Below are 18,667 nucleotides of genomic sequence, written 5' to 3'. Positions count from 1 at the left end.
TCCTGTGTCAGGGTGCGGAGTCCTGCGCACCGGCGTTAGAGGCAGTCGGTGTCGAGGAGGCGGCTAGCAGTGCCGCTGCGAACGCGATGGGGGCGGCCGTCTGGTATCCGATCCACACCTCGCCTCCGGCACTGCTCCCCCGCCATGCCGCCAGCAGGCCGGCAAGCGCCGTCAGCACCCAGCCGCTGTCGTAGGCGATCATGAGCCGCGTGTAGGTGCGCACCGGGCGGCTGCGCACATGCCTGACCTCGATCGCACCGCCCATGAGCAGGGCCGCGCCGGAGGCGATCATCAACCAGGTGGGCACGCCGAGTAGGTCACCGAACCGGGTTGCACCCACGACGAAGGCTGCACCCAGTACCACCTTGACGATGCCGTCGGCGACGATGCCCGCCATCCGGTAGGTCGCTGCGGTCACGGCGGTCTGGCTCTGGGGCACGAGCGTGTCCTTCCTTCTGCCTGTCCTGACACACGTTCACATAACTTGATTACCAGTATAATGAGATTATGAGAATGTCGAGAGCGGAGACGAAGGAACGCAACCGCCGTGCCCTGCTGGAGGCTGCCCTGGAGGTCGTCTCCCGAGACGGGCATCGCGCCCGCCTCGATGAGATCGCCGAACGGGCGGGGCTGACCACCGGTGCCGTCTACTCGCTGTTCGGCAGCAAGAACGGCCTCGTGGTCGCCCTGGTCACCGACCACCTGCGGCCGCACTACGAAGAGATCGAGCAGGCGGTACCCGCCGGAGCGGATCTGCTGGAGACGGTCGACGCCTTCGCCCGGTACTACCGGCGCAGCTGCGACGCCCAAAACGCCGCGGCCGGCCTGTCACTGCAGATCACCCTACTGGACATGGCCCTGCACGACCCCGAGCTCAGGTCACAGCTCGCCACGTCCGTGCAAGCTCAGGAGAGCCATCTGGTCGCGTTGTTCACCGGACGGCCGTACAAAGAAAGCGTCATGACGTCGGGTCAGGCGCGACACCTGGTGGTCGCGCTCAGGGCGCTGTTCGTCGGCCTCGGCCAGGGCGTCATCCTCGGCCTCGCCCCCGGCGCCGACGAGCAGTACTTCGCCGACGCCGCCCGCGCCCTGGCGTCCCACATGGCCCTTGTCGCGGACGAGACGGACACGTCCGAGCCGCGCAGTTCATGAATGAGCGAGGGGCTCGGTGCCCGTCCTGACCCCGAAATACCGAAGTCGGTGAGCGCGTCGAGCTCGGTCACCCTCGACCGGGCTCGCAATATCCTCACCTCGGGCACGGTGGCCACCTGCCAGTACGGCGGGCCTCGATGTTGTCGGCAAGCAGGTTCCTGACGTCTTGTTCCGGCCGCAGCAATGGATCGTCGGCTGCGGCGAACATGGCGACCGCGACAAGGTCACCGTCACGCGGGGAACCGCACACGTCGTCGCCGGTCCGTTCGACCGGCCTAAACGGGCTCGGGTTCTTCGTAGATGGTCAACACTCCGGCGAGGTCGAGGTCGGCGACAGTGCCTTGTGCCCCGACGCGGACGAGCAGCACTGCGCCGAGCGCGGTGCTCCAGAACGTCCTGACCGTACGAGGTGCTCAGCGGCTCGGCCACCGTGGCCACCGCGACCGGCACCTCGGCCACCGTCACCGGTCTGACGCCGGCGACGGGCTACAGATTCACCGTGTGCGCCAAGGACACCCGTGGGAACGTGGGACCGGCGAGCCCTCCGCTGACCGTCACGACCGTCGATCCGGCGACCGACCCGACACCACCGACGGCGCCCGGCGGTCTGCACGCCACCGGCAGGACCTTCTCCAGCGTCGGCCTGGCCTGGGACAGGTCCACGGACAACGTGGGCGTGGCCGCCTACGACGTGTACCGCGGCGGCACCCTGGCGAAGACGGTCGGCGCGGACACCACGACGGCCACCGTGGACGGGCTCTCCCCCGCCACCGCCTACACCTTCACCGTCAAGGTCCGCGACACCGCCGACAACACCTCACCGGCGTCGAACACGGTCTCCGTCACCACCGACGACGTGGCCGGACAGGGCAAGCAGCTCAAGGTCGGCTACTTCGCGCAGTGGGGCATCTACGGCCGCCAGTACTTTTCTGTCAGCCGTTGTAAGTCGCAAGGGATGGCCTTGACGGCGCTCGGCGCTTTCGTGCTCGCGGTGATGTTGCGGACCTTCTTCTCCCCGGGAAGCGGTACGACCAGGTCGTGCCCGGGCTGAAGATCTCGATCTGTGTCCCACCAGTCCTGGCCCGGTAGGAGTCGACCCGCGCCTGCAGCGCTTGGGCCTGCGCGCCGCCCAGCCCCAAGCGCAGCGCCTGTGCGGTGAAACGACCGGAGCCGACCGCGCTGTCGGCCTTGGCGGTGCCCATGGGCACGGTGAGCGCCGCGAGGGCAAGGGCCCACCCGAGGACGACTCGTCCGCCCGTCCATGAGGGCGCAGTTCGGGTTCGTGCCATGGGATCGTCCTTCCCCTGTTCCACTGCCACCCGCACTGACTGTGAGGTGTCCGGACAGTCTGCGCGGGCGAAGCGGCGAGGCACGAACCTTTCAACGTGGACCGAATGATCGGCGCATGGTCTCCGACGCGGAACCAGCGCCCCGGAATCGATGCGGCAGTAGGAGCAGCGCTCGGCGGACAGACGGCAGCAGGTAATCAGGAAGACCTTCCCTGCCCGCCAACCTGCCACTGGGGCAGGTTGGCGGGCAGGTCGTGCGGGAACGCGTCGCCCGCGCGCATCTGCAGACGGTGGGCGCCCTGGGCGCAGCGCTGTGCCGCGCCTCTCGTCTCATCCGCCTCCGGTGGTGATCGGAGAGGCGCGGTACAGCTCGGCCCGGATCAGTACTTGAGGATCTCGATGCCGTTCGATTCGGTGTGCACGCTGCCCAGACTGCAGCCCGCATTGTTGTACTTCGAGCGCCACGACTCGCTCAGTCCGCTGCCGCCCCAGGTGCACCACACGCGCACCTTGAACTTGCCGAAGCTGCTGGGGCAGGTTGCGAAGCCCACCGACTGTCCGAAGCCGGCCTTGGAACAGCCCGCGGCGATCTCCTGTGCCGGGGACAGCGCCGTGCCGGCGGGCAGGGCCCGGATGGCCGCCACCGTCGGTGTGGACGTCTGCGCCGTCGCAGGGCTCGTCCACATCAGCCCGCTGGCCGCCACCACTCCGGCCACCGTCAAGAGTTTTGCTGACCGACTCATGTTCTTCCCTTCGCTGGGATCACTGGACAGGACATCACCGTGAAGCCGGCGATCCCCGACCGCCGTCACGACCGTCGGACGCCGCGCGGGGCACGGTGTGCGCACTGATCTCATCGCCGTGGGGCGGACGACTGTCCGCCCCACGGCGGCGGCCCTTCTGGTTGCCGGCAACCCGCAGGGCCTTTCCTCCGGAGCGGATCCCCCACCGCTCGCACCACCGATCTCAGCGGTCGGCGCATTGTTTGGCAGGGCTGTTCCGGCAGCCGAACAATGACCGACTGCGATCTTTCCGGCAGCGGTGAAGCGCCTAGTGGGCCACCTGGTCCGGTGGGACGGCCTCAGGTGTGCGGGGGGGGCAGGACGTCGCGAAATGCCGGTGGACCCGGGGGCGGGTCCCGTGCAGCGGTTCGCATCCGAGTTGCGGAAACTGCGGGCGAATGCGCGCGGATGACCTACCGGATGCCGGCGCAGCGGGCCGGGTATCCGGTCACGACGCTGTCGCAGGCGGACGCGGGTGAGCAGTTGCCGTCGCTGCCGGTGGTGTTGGCCTATGTGCGGGCCTGCGGGGGCGAGGTGGTGGAGTGGGAGGCCCGGTGGAAGCAGGCAGTCGAGGAAGTAAACGCGTCCGGCGCCGTGGGAGAGGACGCGGAGCCCGAGCCGCCGTACAAGGGATCGGCGCGGTTCGAAACGGGTGACAGCGCTCGGTTCTTCGGCCGTGACCGCCTCACCGCCGATCTGCTGGACCTACTGCGTCACCGACGGTTCGCCGCGGTGTTCGGGCTGTCCGGCAGCGGCAAGTCCTCCGGAAAGTCCGTGATCGTGGACCAGTTCGAGGAGATCTTCACCCTCTGCCCTGATCCGGCAGAGCGCGACCGCTATCTCGACATGCTGCTCCATCCGACGGCTTCGGCGAGAGGGCCACCTCGGTTCGGGTGAGCGTCCGGTGAGAACATCGCCGGCGCTTTCACGAACCCGGCCGTACCGCGCCGCCTGGCCCCATGGCGGCATGCCGGTCAGCCGAGATAGTCCGCGCGCCCCTCGTCGTCGAGTTCGAAGGGGCCCTCGGGGATGATGCAGAACTCATTGCCCTCGGGATCCGCCATCACCAGGAACCCGCCGTCGGCGTACTCCTCCAGCCTGCGCCCGCCAAGCGTCTCGACCCGCTGCTGCTCGGCGGCGGGGTCGGCTGCACTGACGTCGAAGTGCATACGGTTCTTACCCGACTTCGGTCCGGCGGTCTGCTGGAAGCCGAGGCCCAGGTCGTTCTCTCGCCGCAGCCATACGTAGGGGCCCATACGGCCCACGACCGGCCTACCGAGCACTTCGGACCAGAACGCGGCAAGCCGCTCCGGGTCGCTGGCATCGACGATGAGGGCATTGATCCGCATGGATGAGTCCGCCATGCCTCGATCCTCTCAGGTCGCGCAGGCCAGACCGCTCGGCAGCGGACTGCGCCCTGGAGAGAACCCCCTCACCGTTCTCGTCCACACCGACGGGTGCGTATTTCTCCTGCCCGGCATCGAACCGTTCACGGGGCGGATCACCGCGGCGCCCGCGGTGACGATGCACCCTGCGTCACATCTGCCCACCACGTCGGCGCATGCAAGGACGCTCACATGTCGCTTGGCATGGAGATGGGGACTTGCTGTGCCGTCGGAATGTAGTGGTGGGCGAGGTTGGCGTCGCGGTTGTGGCGGCTACGGCGGTGGGCCTCGGGCTCGCCGTACCGCTGGAGAGCCCGACGGCCGGAGACGGTGTCTCGGACAAGCATCATCGCGCGGTTGAGCAAGGTCTTCATGGGCGTTCCCCCGGTATGTGTGGTCGTGCCATGAAGCATGCGCCCACTGTAGGTGCGGATGCTGCTGCTTTGAGCGGAACTTGAGCCTTCACGCGCCGCCTTCAGCAGGGGGCCACTGTGCACTTCCCCGGCCGGAGGAAGCGCGGCGCCTGCGCGGCACTACCCGCGGCATTGGGACAGTTCCATGCCGCCCTTGCAGTCGGTGCCGACCAGGGCGACGGGTTGCGGAGCAAGACCCGCAACCAGTGCGTTGATGAGTGTGGACTTGCCTGACCGGGTGGCCCCCACGATGAGCCAGTGCGGCACGCGCCGCAGGTCGAGCACCCACGGGGCTCCGGTCTCCAGCACGCCCACGGTCACGCCGAGCAGATGACCGGGACCCCGCTGCTTCGGCACGCGAGGAGCGGCCAACGGATCAGCCGCCGAGGCGACAACGCGTACGGCTCCCGGCTTCCAGGAGGTCACGCGTACCGCGTGCACCTGCCACCCCTCCGCCATGGCGGGCACGGCCTTGACGAAGTCCTCCGGTACCTGTCCGGGCAACAGCCGCACGAGGAGGACGAAGCTGCTGGAAGTCGGTCGTATGAGGCCGCGCTTGCTGGAGCTGAAGGCTGATGCCGAGAAGCACACCCGCCAGGCCCAAGAGGGCCTGGCGGAGCTACAGGCGGTGCTGACGGACCGGCCCAGGAACCTGAAGAGCCGGCACCCCTATGTCGAGCAGGCGCTCGCCAAGCAGGGCCCGCAGGGCGTTGCAGACGCTGTGGAGGAAGTGCTGCGTGGCTCTTCCGTGCCCAAAGGGTGCCGTGTCGATGCGGGAGCGGCGTACATACCTGAGGCTCAGCAGCTCCTCATTGAGGTGGATCTACCTCAGCTTGATGTAGTGCCGGCCGTGGTGGCGTACCGGGTTGTGGCCCAGCGGGCTGAGATCGTCACTCAGCCGCGGAAGGAGGCCGAGACGAAGAAGGTTTACCGCACTCTGGTCACCCGCCTTGCCCTGCGGGCACTGGACGAGGCCTTCTCCTCCACCCCGCCTGGTCTCGTCACAACGGTGGTGTTATTCGACCTCGCTCGGCAACCCCCACGGCCGCACGTTCACCGACGACGACGTCGCCCTGATCAGTACGGTCGGGTCGTTCGGTCCAGGCGGACGACGACGATGGCGATGTCGTCGTCGGCGCCGCTGGCGAGGCCGAGGCGGGCGAGGAGGGCGTCGGCGAGGTGTTCCGCGCCGAATTCGGTGCAGGTGGCGAGCGTGGAGGTCAGGCGGGTCAGGCCGGCGTCGATGTCCTCACGGCGGCGCTCGATCAGGCCGTCGGTGTAGAGGACGAGGGTGTCGCCGGGAGTGTAGGTGGCGTTGGCCTGGGGGCGGGGGACGTGTTCGGGGCGGGCCCCCAGCGGTGGGTCGGTGGCCTGGTCGAGCAGGTCGCAGGAGCCGTCCGGGTGCAGCAGGACAGGCGGGGGGTGGCCGGCGCTGCTGTAGATCAGCAGTTGGCTGTGGCAGTCTACGAGGACCTGGACGGCGGTGGCGGCCAGTGCGCCCTCGACCGACCGGGCGTACAGCCCCAGGACCTCCAGTGCTTGGGCGGGGCCGTGGACGGTGCGGGTGGCGGCACTCAGTGCGCTGCGCAGCCTGCCCATGACGGTGGCGGCCATCAGCCCGTGACCGACCACGTCGCCGACCGAGACGGTGAAGCGGTCCGCGGGCAGGTCGACCGCGTCGTACCAGTCGCCGCACACGTTCAGTGATCCGGTCGCTGGCAGGTAGCGCACGGCGATATTCGGGTGCCGGGCCAGGTCCGGGGAGTGGAGCATGGCTTCTTGCAGGGCAACTGCGATGCGCCGTTCACGGGCGTGGGCTTGTCGCAGTTCCTCGTTGAGCTGCTGCAGTTGCCGCGCCCGAGCGTACAGCTCGGCTTCCATGGCCGCTTCCCGGCCGGGGCTGACCGGCGGCAGGTGCGCCGTGCGGCGGGCGCGGATGACGTCCGTCATGTCCTCGGACCGGTGGATGATCCAGACGACCTTTCCGTCCGGGCCGAGGACGGGCACGTTGATCGCGGTCCACCACCGTTCCTTGAACACCTGGGGGTTCTCGGGGACCGGGATGTCGTACTTCTGCAGTGCCATGTGATCCGTCTGGCCGGAGGACAGGACACGGTGCAGTGAATCTTTCAGCGTCTTCAGCCCGTCGGCCTCCGGATCGGCGGGGTTGTCCGGGAATGCGTCGAAGAGGTACTGCCCGAGCAGCTCGGCCCGGTTCCGTCCGGTCACCTCGCAGAAGGCCGGGTTGGCGTCGGCGATCACCAGGTCCGTGCCGAGCACCAGGCACGGGCTCGGGAGGGCGGCGAACACCCCTGGATAGTCGATCTTCGATGTCACGCGCATTTCCTGCCAGTCCTTCGCTCATCAATGTACGAAAGGTCCAGCTCCCGCGCCCGCCGAGTTCACCCGTGGGCAGTGGACCGGACAGCTGTGCAGCGCACCGAGGAGGCGGAGCGAGGTCGACATCGCCCGTGTCCGGGCGTCCCGGCCACGCAGGCACGGAGGCCGCCGAGCGTGGACCCGGCCGCGCGTTCCTCACGGGCCGCGCCGCACCCTGCGGCCATGACAGAGATCCAGGCCGGCTACATCCGGGACGTCGTCGAGCGCGTCACTCCCAGCGTGCTGGCGGCGAAGGCCGCCGGGCGCGTGAGTGCGGATGAGATCCTCGCGGAGCACATAGGGCACACCGTCGACTTGCTGCTGGACCGCTCCCGCCTCCTGGCCGAGCGGGTCGCCGCCGGGCAGGCCGCTGTGGTGGGCCTGTGCTACAGCCTGGCCGACGGGACCGCAAGCCTCGTCGCGGCCCGTGGCCTGGACATGCCCGTCACCTCGGCCCTCTGAGGAGCAAGGGCTGGGTTCTGTGACCCGGCAGGCACGCCGAACGGCATCGGTGCCGGTCACGCGGATGCCCGGGCCCTGCGGCGCGGCGCGGCCGGTTGGCGATCGCCGGTCCCGACCCTCCTTCTTGGCGTTGGTAGGAACACCGGATCAGCCGCTGGCGCTGAGGTTGATCGCGCTCCGGTCGTACCGTGACGGCGTTGACGCGGCTGTCGTACGCGGCGGGCCTTGCGCCGGGCGGGGCGCCCACGGCGCCGGCAAGAGGTCGGCAGCGAGCGAGGAGCCCGCGGTGCGCGGAAGAGACGACGCTGACGCGGAGGGCGCAGCCCTGGCCGCGGCGTACCATCACGCCGTGGTCATGGGCGGTCCACTCGGCGGACTCAGAAGATTGCCCAGGCGTCCCTTGGCAGATGGTGATAGACGTCGTCCATGGCAGCGGCGGGCAGGAAGACAGGACGCGTGACCAACCGATCGCCGGCCCACTGCACGCAGAGCACCAACCCGAGAGTCAGCGATCCGGCCTCCGCTCCGGGCGTATGGAAGAGCTCGGTGAAGGCTTCCCGGCTCTCGGCACGGTCGAACAGCCACTGCTGCAGCTCGGAGGGCACGCGGCCGACCAGTGCCGCCCCGTCGGCGCGAACCTGCGGGCCCCGCAGCGCATCGATCGAGACGCCGCACAAGCACTCATCGGCCGCGAAGTAGAGCTTGAGGCCCGTCTCGGAGTAGGTGTGGCACGCGACCTCCCGATGCGCGTCGTGCCGGCGAACGCTCGCGCGGGCGCCCCGAGCGCAGCTGATGCCTCCTCCGCACTCATTCCGAACCGCAGTGGGCCCACGCTCACGAACGGGTCGAAGGATCAGTGCTGTCGTTCGCTGTCCGGCAAGACGTCCCACAAGCTCATGGGGCGCAGCCTACGACGAGCCGCACTCCGGGATCCGGCGCCCTCGTGGCCCCGCTCAGCGCGCGATCATGAGATCGGAAGGACGCCCCCTAGCGCCTTCGGTGCAGGAGCCCGTCGAGCCTGAAGGACCTGCCCTTGCGCTGCCTGCGTGCGCTGGTGGCCGCGCTCGGCGCGGATGCCGGATCTACGAAATTCGCCCAAGCCGCTCGCTTCACGCAGGCATCGGGGAACGTCCGTGCAGCGTGAAGGAGCAGACCTCCAGCGAAATGCGGTGCAGTCCCAACCCCTCGAAGCCGTACCCGACAGTCAGCCGGGTCGCCTCAGTCCCCCGTGCCCGTAGGAGCCGGGTACGAGACAGATGCGGAAGTCGCAGCCTTCGTTGTGCGCATCCCACCCGCTGAGAACCGTCTCGCCGCCAACTCCCCCCGTTTCCCCCGTCGTCTGCTCGACCACGTCACGGTCCAGCCGGTCGTCCTGTTCCCGAGGGCTGTCGTACCGGGTGCGTATCCGCGCCTCATCCGCCTCATCACGACCGGTGCCTCCAGCGGTGACCTGCCGCGGCCGTCGACCGGGAGGGCGGCACGTCATCGCCACGTCGAAGTGTGTCCCACCGATCATTTACAGGCAGAAGGCAGTACAGGGCCTGGGATTTCGGCAACTGGTGGTGTAGATAGGTCAGTTGTTGCGACTACTAGATCGCAACAGGCGGTGATCGCGGCAACTTCGACCGAGCTTCCTGCGATCGCCGACCCCCCTCATGCACAGCGAAAGGCACACGTATGGCGAACAACCGCAGGATGCGCTACGGCGGGCGAATGCTGGCGCTCTCAGCGGCTGCGGTGGGCATGGTGGCGGCGATAGCCGCCCCGGCCTCGGCCGATGACCAGCCCACCCGGGAACAGCTCATGGCCGACTGCGCCTCGGGTGAAGGGAAGTGCACCTTCAACGAACCGCAGTTGGGCCAGGCGTACCTCGGAGACTTCCACCGGGTTTCCGACTCGCTCTACAACTGCAGCACATCGCCTGCCACCCAGTCGATGACCTGGTCCGACACGGTCGGTTCCACCGACTCGGCCGGTGCATCGGTGACCGCCGGCGGCAAGATAGCGGGCATCATCGACCTCAGCGTGACGGCAACCTACAGCCACACCTGGTCGAGCACCCACTCGGAGACCAGCTCCGTCAACATGACCGTGAAACCCGGTGAAGTCGGCTGGATCTCCCGTGCGCAGGTGATGCAGACCGTCTCCGGCACATGGCAGACCCATTACGACGGCCGGAAGTGGGGGCACTACTTCTGGTTCGTCCCCGACGTCATCACCGGGCCTGCCCCGAACGGGACGGACGGCCGGAACAACGCGGTCGTCGTCAGGTCCCGGAAGATGACCGCCGAGGAGAAGCGGTCCTGCTCCATGGGCTCCGGTAAGGCCAAGACGCTCGTCGTTGGCGGCTGATCCAGCGATCGCGCGCGCCTGGCTGTCTCGCGATTAGTATGTCCGCGAGGCAGCCGGGGGCAGCTCAGCTGATCGGGCGGACAACACGACGAAGCGCCCACAGCGGACTCGCCACCTTCCCGAGAAGTAGACGCAATCGCTGAAGACGTCACCGTCCCAACCCCCCGCAGGGTTCGCGGTCCGTCGGCGGCCCAAGCCCCGGATCTCCCTCGCCCCCGCCCGTCGACGTAGATCCCGAGCGGCTCCCACCCGGTCAGGACGATCACTCGCTGAACCCGTATACGACAACTCGCGGTCACCGGTTCTCGTCCCGATGTCCCTCAAGGCGGCAAGGCAAGGCAAGGAAGCCGGAGCCGGGACCGCGGACCCCGGCTACCGACCCGACCCCGCGAGCCCTACGACCACCCCAGGGACCCGCGACGAACCAGGACGCGGAGCGGGCCGGGATGCAGGACGGGGCGGAGCGGCCAGTGACCGAACAGCAAGCACCGGAACCGAAAGGCCAAGCTCGGGGCGGGCCGGACGCCGGACCGGACCCGTCGGTACGTTGGCCCCAGAACCGGTGATCCCGACCAGTGCATCACCTGATAACTCGCAGGTAGGAGAGGAAATGTGACCAAGCGGATTGTAAGTGTGCTCGCAGCCACGATCGCCCTGGTGGGGGTGTTCGGCGGTTCGGCGGTGGCCGTCGAGACGGGGCAGGGCGCCGGTGGGGCGCAGGCTGCCACATCCTGTGGAGGCGTGAAGCTGTCCGGCTCGCTGCCCGCGCCGCCCGCGGGGATGGCGGTTCAGCAGCAGGTCACCATCGGTGACGACTGCAAGCCGCAGCTGGGTCCGGTCCGATACGCGCCCGCCGGTTCGGCCGCGAAGGCGGTGAAGGGCGCGCGTACGGGCGCCGCCGCTGCCGACGCCCGTCAACTGCGCACGTGGAACGAGATGTACGACTGCTGCAACATCCGCATGACCGGCCTCTACACCACGTCTACCTGGGACACTTCCTCGGGCCGCGTCGTCAATGCCGCCACCCAGACACGCCAGGAGTGGAACCGGGAACCCTGGAACGCGGGTTGGTCGCTGTTGTCGTCGTCCAAGAAGGACGACTGCGCGACCGAGTGCGCGGTCGCGAACTCCGAGGCGCACGCCTCTTTCACCTACGCCGGCATCTTCGACCCCTCCGGCACCGTGTACGCCAACTCGCACCAGTCCTATGTGCGGATCGACGCGGCCTCCGGTGCCTCCTGTCACTTCGACGTAGAACTGAAGCAGACCTTCATCGGATGGAACTGGCGGCGCGGATGCGAGTGATCGGGCGACCCACGGGCGATCGCCTGGTATGAGACCCGAGCGCGGGGCCGTGGGATGGGCCGGACCGGCGGGCCTCCTCGGTCAGCGGTAGCGATGGCCGAGGAGTTCGATCAGCCCCACCGGCAGGAAGACGGGCCGGTGGGGTCGGCCGACCTGGTACGGCACGAAGCCCAGCGAGGAGGCCACCACGACCTCTTCGGCCGTCTCCGCCTGGTAGACGACGCGGCAGTGGCCCGAGTCGGCCTTCGCGCGCTGCCAGAGGACAGGGGCCGGCTTACGCTCGGTCTCGGTGCGCGGAGTGATGATTCGGTCTCCGAAATCCTCCCAGGCGAAGGGGACCGGACCCCGCCACGTCGCGTCGACTTCCTCTTTCAGCTTGGCGGCGCGCTCGGCGTCGGTCGTGCCCCAGGAGGACGGAACATTGGTGATCAGGCCCACTTTGATGTGGCGTTCGCGCAGGACGCGAAGATAAGAGGCCGCGCCACGCTGATAGTCGGTGCTGCCGTCGTCTGCGGTGTGCAGGAGGGTTTCGCCCAGGTCGAAGTACACGACGGGACAGCCGCGTTCGCCGCTCGCACGCGCGGCGACGACCGTTGCCGTGTCTCCCCGCTCGTCCTGGGGAGCAGCCCCGCTCGCCGTGGCGCAGAGCACGGTCGAGACCAGGACCGCACCCAGCACGAGGCTCGCACGGACCAAACTGTTGGAGGCAGACCTGTCCATGGCGTCGTCGCCCTTTCTCAATCCGTCCGCGTCGGACAAGATGTGCGTCTTAGGATCCGGCTCGCCCCGGGTCCCCAGGACTCGTGCCTGCAAGTTTGCCCCCTTTTCAGCGCGGACGTGAGACGAGTCGAGAACCACTCGGGACGGGTCCACCAAGTCCTTCTCTCGACACCGCCCGCTCCCCATGTTCAGCCCGACCGACAAACCAGCCATGCGGGAAGCGGCCTTCAGGACGGATGGCACGGGGGGGCGTACGGCTTGTCGGGGAGGTAGTGCCTCCACTGCTTGGGGGGTGATCGGGTCGCCGACCCGTCACAAAGATCGCCGATACGCGTTCCGGTTTGATGTCCCAGATGTCGACACCCGCAAAGGCCCTGACGGTGGCGAGGGAATCGCCGTCCGGGGTGAACGTGAGTGCGTAGATCCCGGACGGTTCCTCGGGCAGGTAGGAATGCAGCTTGGGGGATTTCGGATCGGTCACGTCCCAGATTTCCGGGCGGCCATATTCGCCTACCTGTTTCTGCGCGAGCAGCGCGAGACGGGCTCCGTCGGGGCTGAAGGCGATCGGGCTGCCGTAGACGCCCATGTTGACGTGCGACACCTTTTCGGCGAGCCGGTGCTTCTCGACGCGCCACAGTCTCAGGGTGCCGTCGCTTCCGTAGGCGGCGAGCAGCTTGCCATCGGGCCGGAAGGCGACGTTCATTGACTCGATCGAGTCAGGAACGTTCCGCCCCCACCGCTTCTGCGGGTGCTTCGGGTCCGTGAGGTCCCAGGCCTGCAACCGGTCCATGGGAGGGGGTCGGGGATCGTTGCGGTCGGCGAAGGGGGAATCGGCGAGAAGGAGCATCGCACGGCGCGGCACCGAGCACGGCTCCGGCCTCGGCGTATACCGGTGGGTGGTCGAGCGCGCCTTTGCCTGCCTCCACGGCTTCCGTCGACTGCGCGTGCGCTGGGAACGACGAGCAGACGTCCACGAAGCGTTCCTCAAACTCGCCTGCTGCCTGATCACCCACCGACAACGGAACTCATTCCGTCAGCCGTTGTAAGCGGCCCAAGGAGTGGCCAGGGACGGGGTGGCCGGCACGATACGTGTCTATGAGGACTGACTGTCACCATTAAGAATCTGCCTTGTACCCGCCGTCCTGGAACGAAGCGCTGCAGCGGCGTCGACGGCCGCCTTGAGCCGCTGGCCCGAAACCAGAACGGTCATCAGGGCACCCCCTTCGTCAAGGAGCTGCTGAAGGTGTTCCAGGCGGAGGCCAGATAGGCGTCCGCTGGCCACAATGCGGTCTCGAGTCTCGGCAGCGCTTTCCCTAAGTGCAGTGGTCTGAGGGGTCTCACGGATCCGTGAGAGGTCTTCGATGAACTCAGATGCCGCTGCTACCAGCTCTGTGAGTGACCGCGATCCCGGAACAATCGGGTCTTCCTCCGGAGCAAACGCCGGATGGCCCCAGGCCTCACTCAGGCTTATGCTCCAGCCGGTTTCCTCAGGGACATCGATGCGGTGCGACTGAAGAGCAGAAACATCAAGAACCTTGGCCTGCACCGGACGGCCGACGCCCAGCCCAACTGCCACCTTGAGCACACGATCCGTAGCCGGCGGGACGTGCACACTCAATGTGGGGAACGCGTACTTTTCGCCAGCTTTAAGAATAAATGGGAACTGCACTCGCGTGGCATCGTCAGCAAAACCTCCGGGGGCCGAAATGGCCACTGAGGGGGAGAACATCACTTGGGTACGCCACGCATGAGACCAACCAAGTTGCCTGACTGCCCGGATTCGCCACCGAAAGCGACGAAGGCGACGCCCTGTCGGGTCAGCCCATACCGAGTAGCTTTGAACAGAAACATCCAAGCGCCCCACGTTCATAATATGCGTTTGCATGACCCACTCTCCATGCGAGCGTTCTCGGAGTGCCAGCACCTGCACGCGACGCCCTGTAAGCCAATGCGTGGAGATCTGCCACCCCAGTCCTACAACGCCGGTGACGAAGCCAAGCACTGCGAGCCAGGTGGTCAAGTCCATGGGGAAACGGTATCCGCAGTCAACAGGCTGCTACCACGAGGAAGTTGGAGCCGACGCAGGTGCGATCTGGCGAACGCACGTTGTCGGCCACCACTGCGGTAGGAGACCGCCTGGAAGACCACCGATCACCAAGGGATACACCGTGACCGCGACGGGAGACACCGGGTCAGTCGGTGCGAACTCCACTCCTTTTCAGGGTCTAGTTCAGAGAACAGGAGCAGTCCGTCCAGCGGGCCGCCGACCAGTTCGACATAGCTGCGGCCCGGGAGCGGTCCCGGGTGGTCGGGGTCAGCTCCATAGACCCGGCCGCGCAGAAGCTGCTCGTCATCGCTGTTCATGCCGTCCAGCAGCTGATTGGCTGGTCGGCATGACTATGCGCCTGCGGTACGGCGCCGGCTGGCCTCCCTCTGCCAGGTGCCGGAGTCGCACCTGTCCTGGGCCTTGCCTTCCTGGGATGGGCGCGAGGATGCGAAGGCGAACGGTGATCAGCCGGACGTGCGCTTCGCCTCCGGCAGCACGATCCCTGCCGTCATGCTGGGATGCAGACCGTGTGCGGCGGCCCGGACGGGCTCGACGTGTTCGGTTCGTCTGTACTCCGCGCTGCGCTCACCGATCTGTATCCGGCACCAGCGCTGGTCACTCGACTCCCAGGTCCTGGACAGAGCCACGTTGATCGAAGGCCGAGTGGACCTCGCCGGGGTGCCGGAGGTGATCCGTGCGCACCAGTGCCTTCTGCGGCTGCTGCGTCGTAGAGACTCGTGCGAGAACGCTTTCGCTATGGCCCAAGCGGTCGTTGCCTCCTGGTGGGATGCGCACTGGCCGGACGAGACGGTCTGGCGGTTGACCGGCCTGAGCTGCCTCTCTGTGTGCGGCCCACTGCATCGGCGCGGTCCACGCACGTCTGCCAGCCAGCCTGCCGGTGGTTCGAGGGTCGGGTTGGCGCGTGTCGGTCACTGGGGCGCACCGACCAGGCCGGCATGCCGGCTGGTCCGATGCAGCACGGTTCCGGCCCCCGGTCCCCTGCGCCGTTGGCGTCCGACCCCGACCTTGCCGTCGTCGGTCCCATGGCGTGCACCGACCGCGCCGGCGGCACCGGGCGGTTGCGCGAGTGAGGCTCCCGCCCGCGCGCCACGTCGCTGCGCCGGAGGCCGCCAAGGCCCGCTCCCATGTCATCGACGCCCCGGAGCACTCCCCAGCCCTACCCCTCCCGGTACCGGCCATTTCGGGTGACGTCCGCGGTGGACATGGGGGTATCGCCCCCATGTTTCCGCCTCGGGCCCGGCGGTGGACCCGCGGTGGCCGCCGTACCCCGGTGACGGCGGACGGTGGGGCGGTGCGGGCGGCGACTGCGGCCGGCGGGGCCGGGCGGGCGGTGAAGGCCGCGCGGACGGCGGTGCGGGCCGGCGGCGGGCGGTGAAGGCCGCGCCGCCGTCGGGTCGGGAAAACTGGGTGCCCGCACCCGATGCCGCCCGGGGTCCCGCGGTCGATGCTCTCCCCTGTCAGGCAGAGGCGATTCCCAGGAGGAGCCGATGGGCGAACCGGTGAGAGTCAGCATCGTCGCGCAGGACCCGATACTGGAGGCTGGTACCCGGGCCAGCCTGCAGTACCACGGTGACATCGCGGTGGCGCTGTCCGGGGAGCGGGCGCAGGTCGTGGTCATGATGGTGGACCGGGTGGCCGCGCAGGTGATGAACGCCGTACGGGCCGGGCGCGAGGCGGAGCAGCGCCAGGAAGTGGTGCTGGTCGCGACCGAACTGGCGGTCGGTGACGCGGTCCAGGGGTTCGCGGCGGGCATCCGGGGGCTGCTGCGCCGTTCCGAGTGCACCGCCGAGCGCCTGGCGTCGACGGTCGTCGCGGCCGCCGCGGGCGACTGCACGCTGCCGCCGGATCTGCTGGACGGGCTGCTGGAGCACGGCCAGGGCGCCGACGCCCGCCGCCCGGGCGCGGGCGGAACTGCGGCGCCCGGCGGCTCAGCGCTGTCGGAGCGGGAACGGGCAGTCCTGCGGCTGGTCGCGGACGGCCGGGAGACCGAGGAGATCGCACGTGAACTGTGCTACTCGCCCCGCACCGTGACCACCGCGGTGCACGACGTCACCCGGCGGTTCCACCTGCGCAACCGGGCCCACGCGGTGGCCTTCGCCCTGCGGGCGGGCCTATTGTGATCACGATGACGACGGCCCCCGCCACGGCTCCGTCCACGGCCGCCCCGGCCGCCACCGCGCCCCGGGCGGGGGTGCGGGTGCGGGTGCGGTCGAACGACCCGGCGGCCCGCGCGGTGGTGGAAGCCAAACTGATCATCGCGGGGCTCCGGCCGACCGAGGCGCCGGATCCGTCCCCACAGGACGTGCTGGTGGCCGTCGGGGACACCGTGGAGGGCGCGATCGAGGTCTGTCGGCCCGGCCTGCCGGGCGGTCACGAGCGGCTGCTGGTGGTGGCCGACGTGCTGTCCCGCAACGGCGCCCTGCAGGCGTTGCGGGCGGGCGCGCGGGCCATGGTGCTGGCCGCCGAGGCGACGCCGGAGCGACTGGCCGCGACCGTCTACTCCGCCCACCGCGGCGAGGGTCGGCTCTCCCACCTGGCACTGGCGCGCATCCTCGACGGATCGCCGGAGCCGGCCGGGCCCCGGCGGCGGCCGGGCGCCCCGTCGCTGACCGGCCGTCAGCTGGAGGTGCTGCGGCTGATGGCGGACGGCCACGGCAACGAGGCGATCGCCGCAACGCTGCGCTGCTCCAAGCACACCGTCAAGAACGTGATCTACGAGTTGATGGGCCAGCTCCAGGTCCGCAACCGGGCCCACGCGGTGGCGCACGCGGTGCGCACCGGGCTGATCTGAGCCCGACCAGCCGCGCCGGGCCGACGCCCGGGCCGGACGGGATGCCGGGCCGGACCGGTTCGCGGGCCGGACCGGGACAAACGCGCAACGACAGGGTCGCGCGGGCTGCCCTTCGTTCCCTGGTGCCGCACCACGGTCCGGCGGCACGCTGCTCCTGCCCATGTCCGTCCGGCGGGCAGGGCGACGCTCCCCTCCACCTGCGGGCACTGCCACGAGCGGCTGCCGCGGACTCGTTCCCTGCCGAGAGGACCCGATGGACATCGCCGAGGACACCGCGACCACCGGCCAGGAGTCGCTGCCGGAGCCAGAGTTCAAGATATTCGAGGAGCTGGAGTCGGAGGTCCGGCTGTACTGCCGCACGTTCCCGGCCGTCTTCGAGCGGGCCAAGGGCGCCGAGCTGTTCGCCGAGGACGGCCGGAAGTTCATCGACTTCTTCTGTGGTGCGGGGACGCTCAACTACGGGCACAACAACGACTTCATCAAGGCCCGGGTGGCCGACTACCTCGCCGCCGACGGCCTCGCGCACGGCCTGGACATGTACACCGTGGCCAAACGGGACTTCCTGACCGCCTTCGCCGAGACCGTGCTGCGACCCCGCGGACTTGACTACAAGGCGCAGTTCACCGGGCCGACCGGCACCGACGCCGTGGAGGCCGCGCTCAAGCTCGCCCGCAAGCGGACCGGCCGCTCCGGCCTGGTCGCGTTCACCGGCGCCTACCACGGCATGTCGCGCGGTTCGCTCGCTGTGACCGGCAGCCGCCGGGCCCGCCGGGCGGGCGGGATCACCGGGCAGGACGTCACGTTCGTGCCCTACGAGGACGGTCCGCAGGGCCGGTTCGACTCGATCGGCTACCTGGAACGGCTGCTCACCGACCCCTCCTCGGGCGTCGAGCTGCCGGCCGCTGTGATCGTGGAGCCGATGCAGATGGAAGGCGGCGTCTACCCCGCGAGCGCCGGCTGGCTGCGCGCCCTGCGTGAACTCACCGAGCGGCACGGGATCCTGCTGATCCTGGACGAGATCCAGGCGGGCTGCGGCCGCTCCGGCCGGTTCTTCTGCTTCGAGCACGCCGGGATCACCCCCGACGTGGTGACCCTCTCCAAGTCGCTGAGCGGCTACGGGCTCCCGCTCTCCATGGTGCTGTTCAAGCGGGAGCTGGATGTCTGGGAGCCGGGCGAGCACACCGGTACGTTCCGCGGCAACCAGCTGGCCTTCGTCGCCGCCACCGCGGCCTGCGAGCTGTGGCGGCAGGACGCCTTCCACGCCCAGCTCGCCGCTTCGATCGACCACTTGGACCGGTTCCGCACCGAACTGGACGCGCTGGGACGGGGGCTGGCGACGCGCGGGAGCGGGATGGCGCTCGGCATCGACCTGGGCGCCGGCACCAGCCCGCTGCGCGCCGAGCGGCTGCAGCAGTACGCCTTCGACCGCGGGCTGATCGTCGAACTGTGCGGCCGCCGTGGCGAGGTGGTCAAGCTGCTGCCGCCGTTGACCATCGATCCCGCCGTGCTGGACCGCGGGCTCGACGTGCTACGGCAGGGCCTGCGATCGGTCTGAAGACCCGCCAGGCG

17 protein-coding genes and 3 pseudogenes are annotated in these 18,667 nt (G+C 68.9%); 10 read left to right on the top strand and 10 right to left on the bottom strand.

Annotated features, from left to right (window positions below; translation table 11 throughout):
* Nucleotides 1–7: 7 nt before the first annotated feature.
* Nucleotides 8–439, bottom strand: a complete 432-nt coding sequence (locus ACZ7DL_RS30370; protein WP_470778975.1) for a hypothetical protein — start codon at nt 437–439, stop codon at nt 8–10.
* Between the two features lie 74 nt (nt 440–513).
* On the opposite strand from ACZ7DL_RS30370, the gene ACZ7DL_RS30365 reads away from it, so the two are divergent.
* A complete protein-coding gene (locus ACZ7DL_RS30365; RefSeq protein WP_470779068.1) occupies nt 514–1,152 on the top strand; it encodes a TetR/AcrR family transcriptional regulator in 639 nt (212 codons plus the stop codon).
* Nucleotides 1,153–1,555: 403 nt separating this feature from the next.
* Nucleotides 1,556–2,080, top strand: a pseudogene (locus tag ACZ7DL_RS30360) (fibronectin type III domain-containing protein); the annotation flags it as partial.
* A gap of 741 nt (nt 2,081–2,821) precedes the next feature.
* Here ACZ7DL_RS30360 and ACZ7DL_RS30355 read toward each other — a convergent pair.
* Complete coding sequence (locus ACZ7DL_RS30355; protein WP_470778973.1) at nt 2,822–3,157, bottom strand: hypothetical protein; 336 nt, start codon at nt 3,155–3,157, stop codon at nt 2,822–2,824.
* Between the two features lie 474 nt (nt 3,158–3,631).
* On the opposite strand from ACZ7DL_RS30355, the gene ACZ7DL_RS30350 reads away from it, so the two are divergent.
* On the top strand, nt 3,632–4,120 hold the full coding sequence (locus ACZ7DL_RS30350) for an nSTAND1 domain-containing NTPase (protein WP_470778971.1): 489 nt from the start codon (nt 3,632–3,634) through the stop codon (nt 4,118–4,120).
* Between the two features lie 77 nt (nt 4,121–4,197).
* Here the strand turns inward: ACZ7DL_RS30350 and ACZ7DL_RS30345 are convergent, their stop codons facing one another.
* The 4 genes from ACZ7DL_RS30345 to ACZ7DL_RS30330 all read right to left on the bottom strand — a co-directional run bounded on the left by ACZ7DL_RS30345 (nt 4,198) and on the right by ACZ7DL_RS30330 (nt 7,358).
* Nucleotides 4,198–4,587, bottom strand: a complete 390-nt coding sequence (locus ACZ7DL_RS30345; protein WP_470778969.1) for a VOC family protein — start codon at nt 4,585–4,587, stop codon at nt 4,198–4,200.
* Between the two features lie 209 nt (nt 4,588–4,796).
* On the bottom strand, nt 4,797–4,982 hold the full coding sequence (locus ACZ7DL_RS30340) for a hypothetical protein (protein ID WP_470778967.1): 186 nt from the start codon (nt 4,980–4,982) through the stop codon (nt 4,797–4,799).
* 159 nt (nt 4,983–5,141) lie between these two features.
* Nucleotides 5,142–5,525 carry an FtsK/SpoIIIE domain-containing protein gene (locus ACZ7DL_RS30335; protein WP_470778966.1) on the bottom strand — a complete coding sequence of 128 codons (384 nt, stop codon included), beginning with the start codon at nt 5,523–5,525 and terminating at the stop codon, nt 5,142–5,144.
* A 573-nt stretch (nt 5,526–6,098) separates the two neighbouring features.
* The gene (locus ACZ7DL_RS30330; RefSeq protein WP_470778964.1) at nt 6,099–7,358 is read right to left on the bottom strand and encodes a SpoIIE family protein phosphatase; all 1,260 of its coding nucleotides are present in this window, start codon (nt 7,356–7,358) and stop codon (nt 6,099–6,101) included.
* A 240-nt stretch (nt 7,359–7,598) separates the two neighbouring features.
* Here ACZ7DL_RS30330 and ACZ7DL_RS30325 point away from each other — a divergent pair.
* Nucleotides 7,599–7,862: pseudogene (locus tag ACZ7DL_RS30325) on the top strand (carbonic anhydrase); the annotation flags it as partial.
* A 377-nt stretch (nt 7,863–8,239) separates the two neighbouring features.
* Here the strand turns inward: ACZ7DL_RS30325 and ACZ7DL_RS30320 are convergent.
* Nucleotides 8,240–8,539, bottom strand: coding sequence for a hypothetical protein (locus tag ACZ7DL_RS30320; RefSeq protein ID WP_470778962.1), 300 nt, complete (start codon nt 8,537–8,539; stop codon nt 8,240–8,242).
* Between the two features lie 1,036 nt (nt 8,540–9,575).
* On the opposite strand from ACZ7DL_RS30320, the gene ACZ7DL_RS30315 reads away from it, so the two are divergent.
* Both ACZ7DL_RS30315 and ACZ7DL_RS30310 read left to right on the top strand, forming a co-directional pair.
* On the top strand, nt 9,576–10,214 hold the full coding sequence (locus ACZ7DL_RS30315) for a hypothetical protein (protein WP_470778961.1): 639 nt from the start codon (nt 9,576–9,578) through the stop codon (nt 10,212–10,214).
* 612 nt (nt 10,215–10,826) lie between these two features.
* Nucleotides 10,827–11,519, top strand: coding sequence for a hypothetical protein (locus tag ACZ7DL_RS30310; RefSeq protein WP_470778959.1), 693 nt, complete (start codon nt 10,827–10,829; stop codon nt 11,517–11,519).
* Nucleotides 11,520–11,600: 81 nt separating this feature from the next.
* Here the strand turns inward: ACZ7DL_RS30310 and ACZ7DL_RS30305 are convergent, their stop codons facing one another.
* Nucleotides 11,601–12,278 (bottom strand): hypothetical protein, encoded by a 678-nt coding sequence (locus ACZ7DL_RS30305; protein WP_470778958.1) that lies wholly within the window; start codon nt 12,276–12,278, stop codon nt 11,601–11,603.
* A 67-nt stretch (nt 12,279–12,345) separates the two neighbouring features.
* Entirely contained in the window at nt 12,346–12,942 is a 597-nt protein-coding gene (locus ACZ7DL_RS30300) for a WD40 repeat domain-containing protein (protein ID WP_470778956.1), read from the bottom strand.
* 142 nt (nt 12,943–13,084) lie between these two features.
* Here ACZ7DL_RS30300 and ACZ7DL_RS30295 point away from each other — a divergent pair.
* Nucleotides 13,085–13,285, top strand: a pseudogene (locus ACZ7DL_RS30295) (transposase); the annotation flags it as partial.
* A 47-nt stretch (nt 13,286–13,332) separates the two neighbouring features.
* On the opposite strand, the gene ACZ7DL_RS30290 reads toward ACZ7DL_RS30295, so the two are convergent.
* The gene (locus tag ACZ7DL_RS30290; protein WP_470778954.1) at nt 13,333–14,265 is read right to left on the bottom strand and encodes a hypothetical protein; all 933 of its coding nucleotides are present in this window, start codon (nt 14,263–14,265) and stop codon (nt 13,333–13,335) included.
* A 1,529-nt stretch (nt 14,266–15,794) separates the two neighbouring features.
* Here ACZ7DL_RS30290 and ACZ7DL_RS30285 point away from each other — a divergent pair.
* From ACZ7DL_RS30285 to ectB, 3 genes are all read left to right on the top strand, one after another.
* Complete coding sequence (locus ACZ7DL_RS30285; protein WP_470778952.1) at nt 15,795–16,427, top strand: helix-turn-helix transcriptional regulator; 633 nt, start codon at nt 15,795–15,797, stop codon at nt 16,425–16,427.
* 5 nt (nt 16,428–16,432) lie between these two features.
* Nucleotides 16,433–17,098, top strand: a complete 666-nt coding sequence (locus tag ACZ7DL_RS30280) for a helix-turn-helix transcriptional regulator (RefSeq protein ID WP_470778950.1) — start codon at nt 16,433–16,435, stop codon at nt 17,096–17,098.
* Nucleotides 17,099–17,351: 253 nt separating this feature from the next.
* Nucleotides 17,352–18,653: a diaminobutyrate--2-oxoglutarate transaminase gene (gene ectB / locus ACZ7DL_RS30275; protein WP_470778948.1), complete on the top strand. Its 1,302-nt coding sequence runs from the start codon at nt 17,352–17,354 to the stop codon at nt 18,651–18,653.
* The last annotated feature ends 14 nt before the right edge of the window (nt 18,654–18,667 follow it).

The organism is Streptomyces sp. NPDC036984, from assembly GCF_055607665.1.
This window is presented reverse-complemented; position numbering and strand designations above follow the sequence as displayed.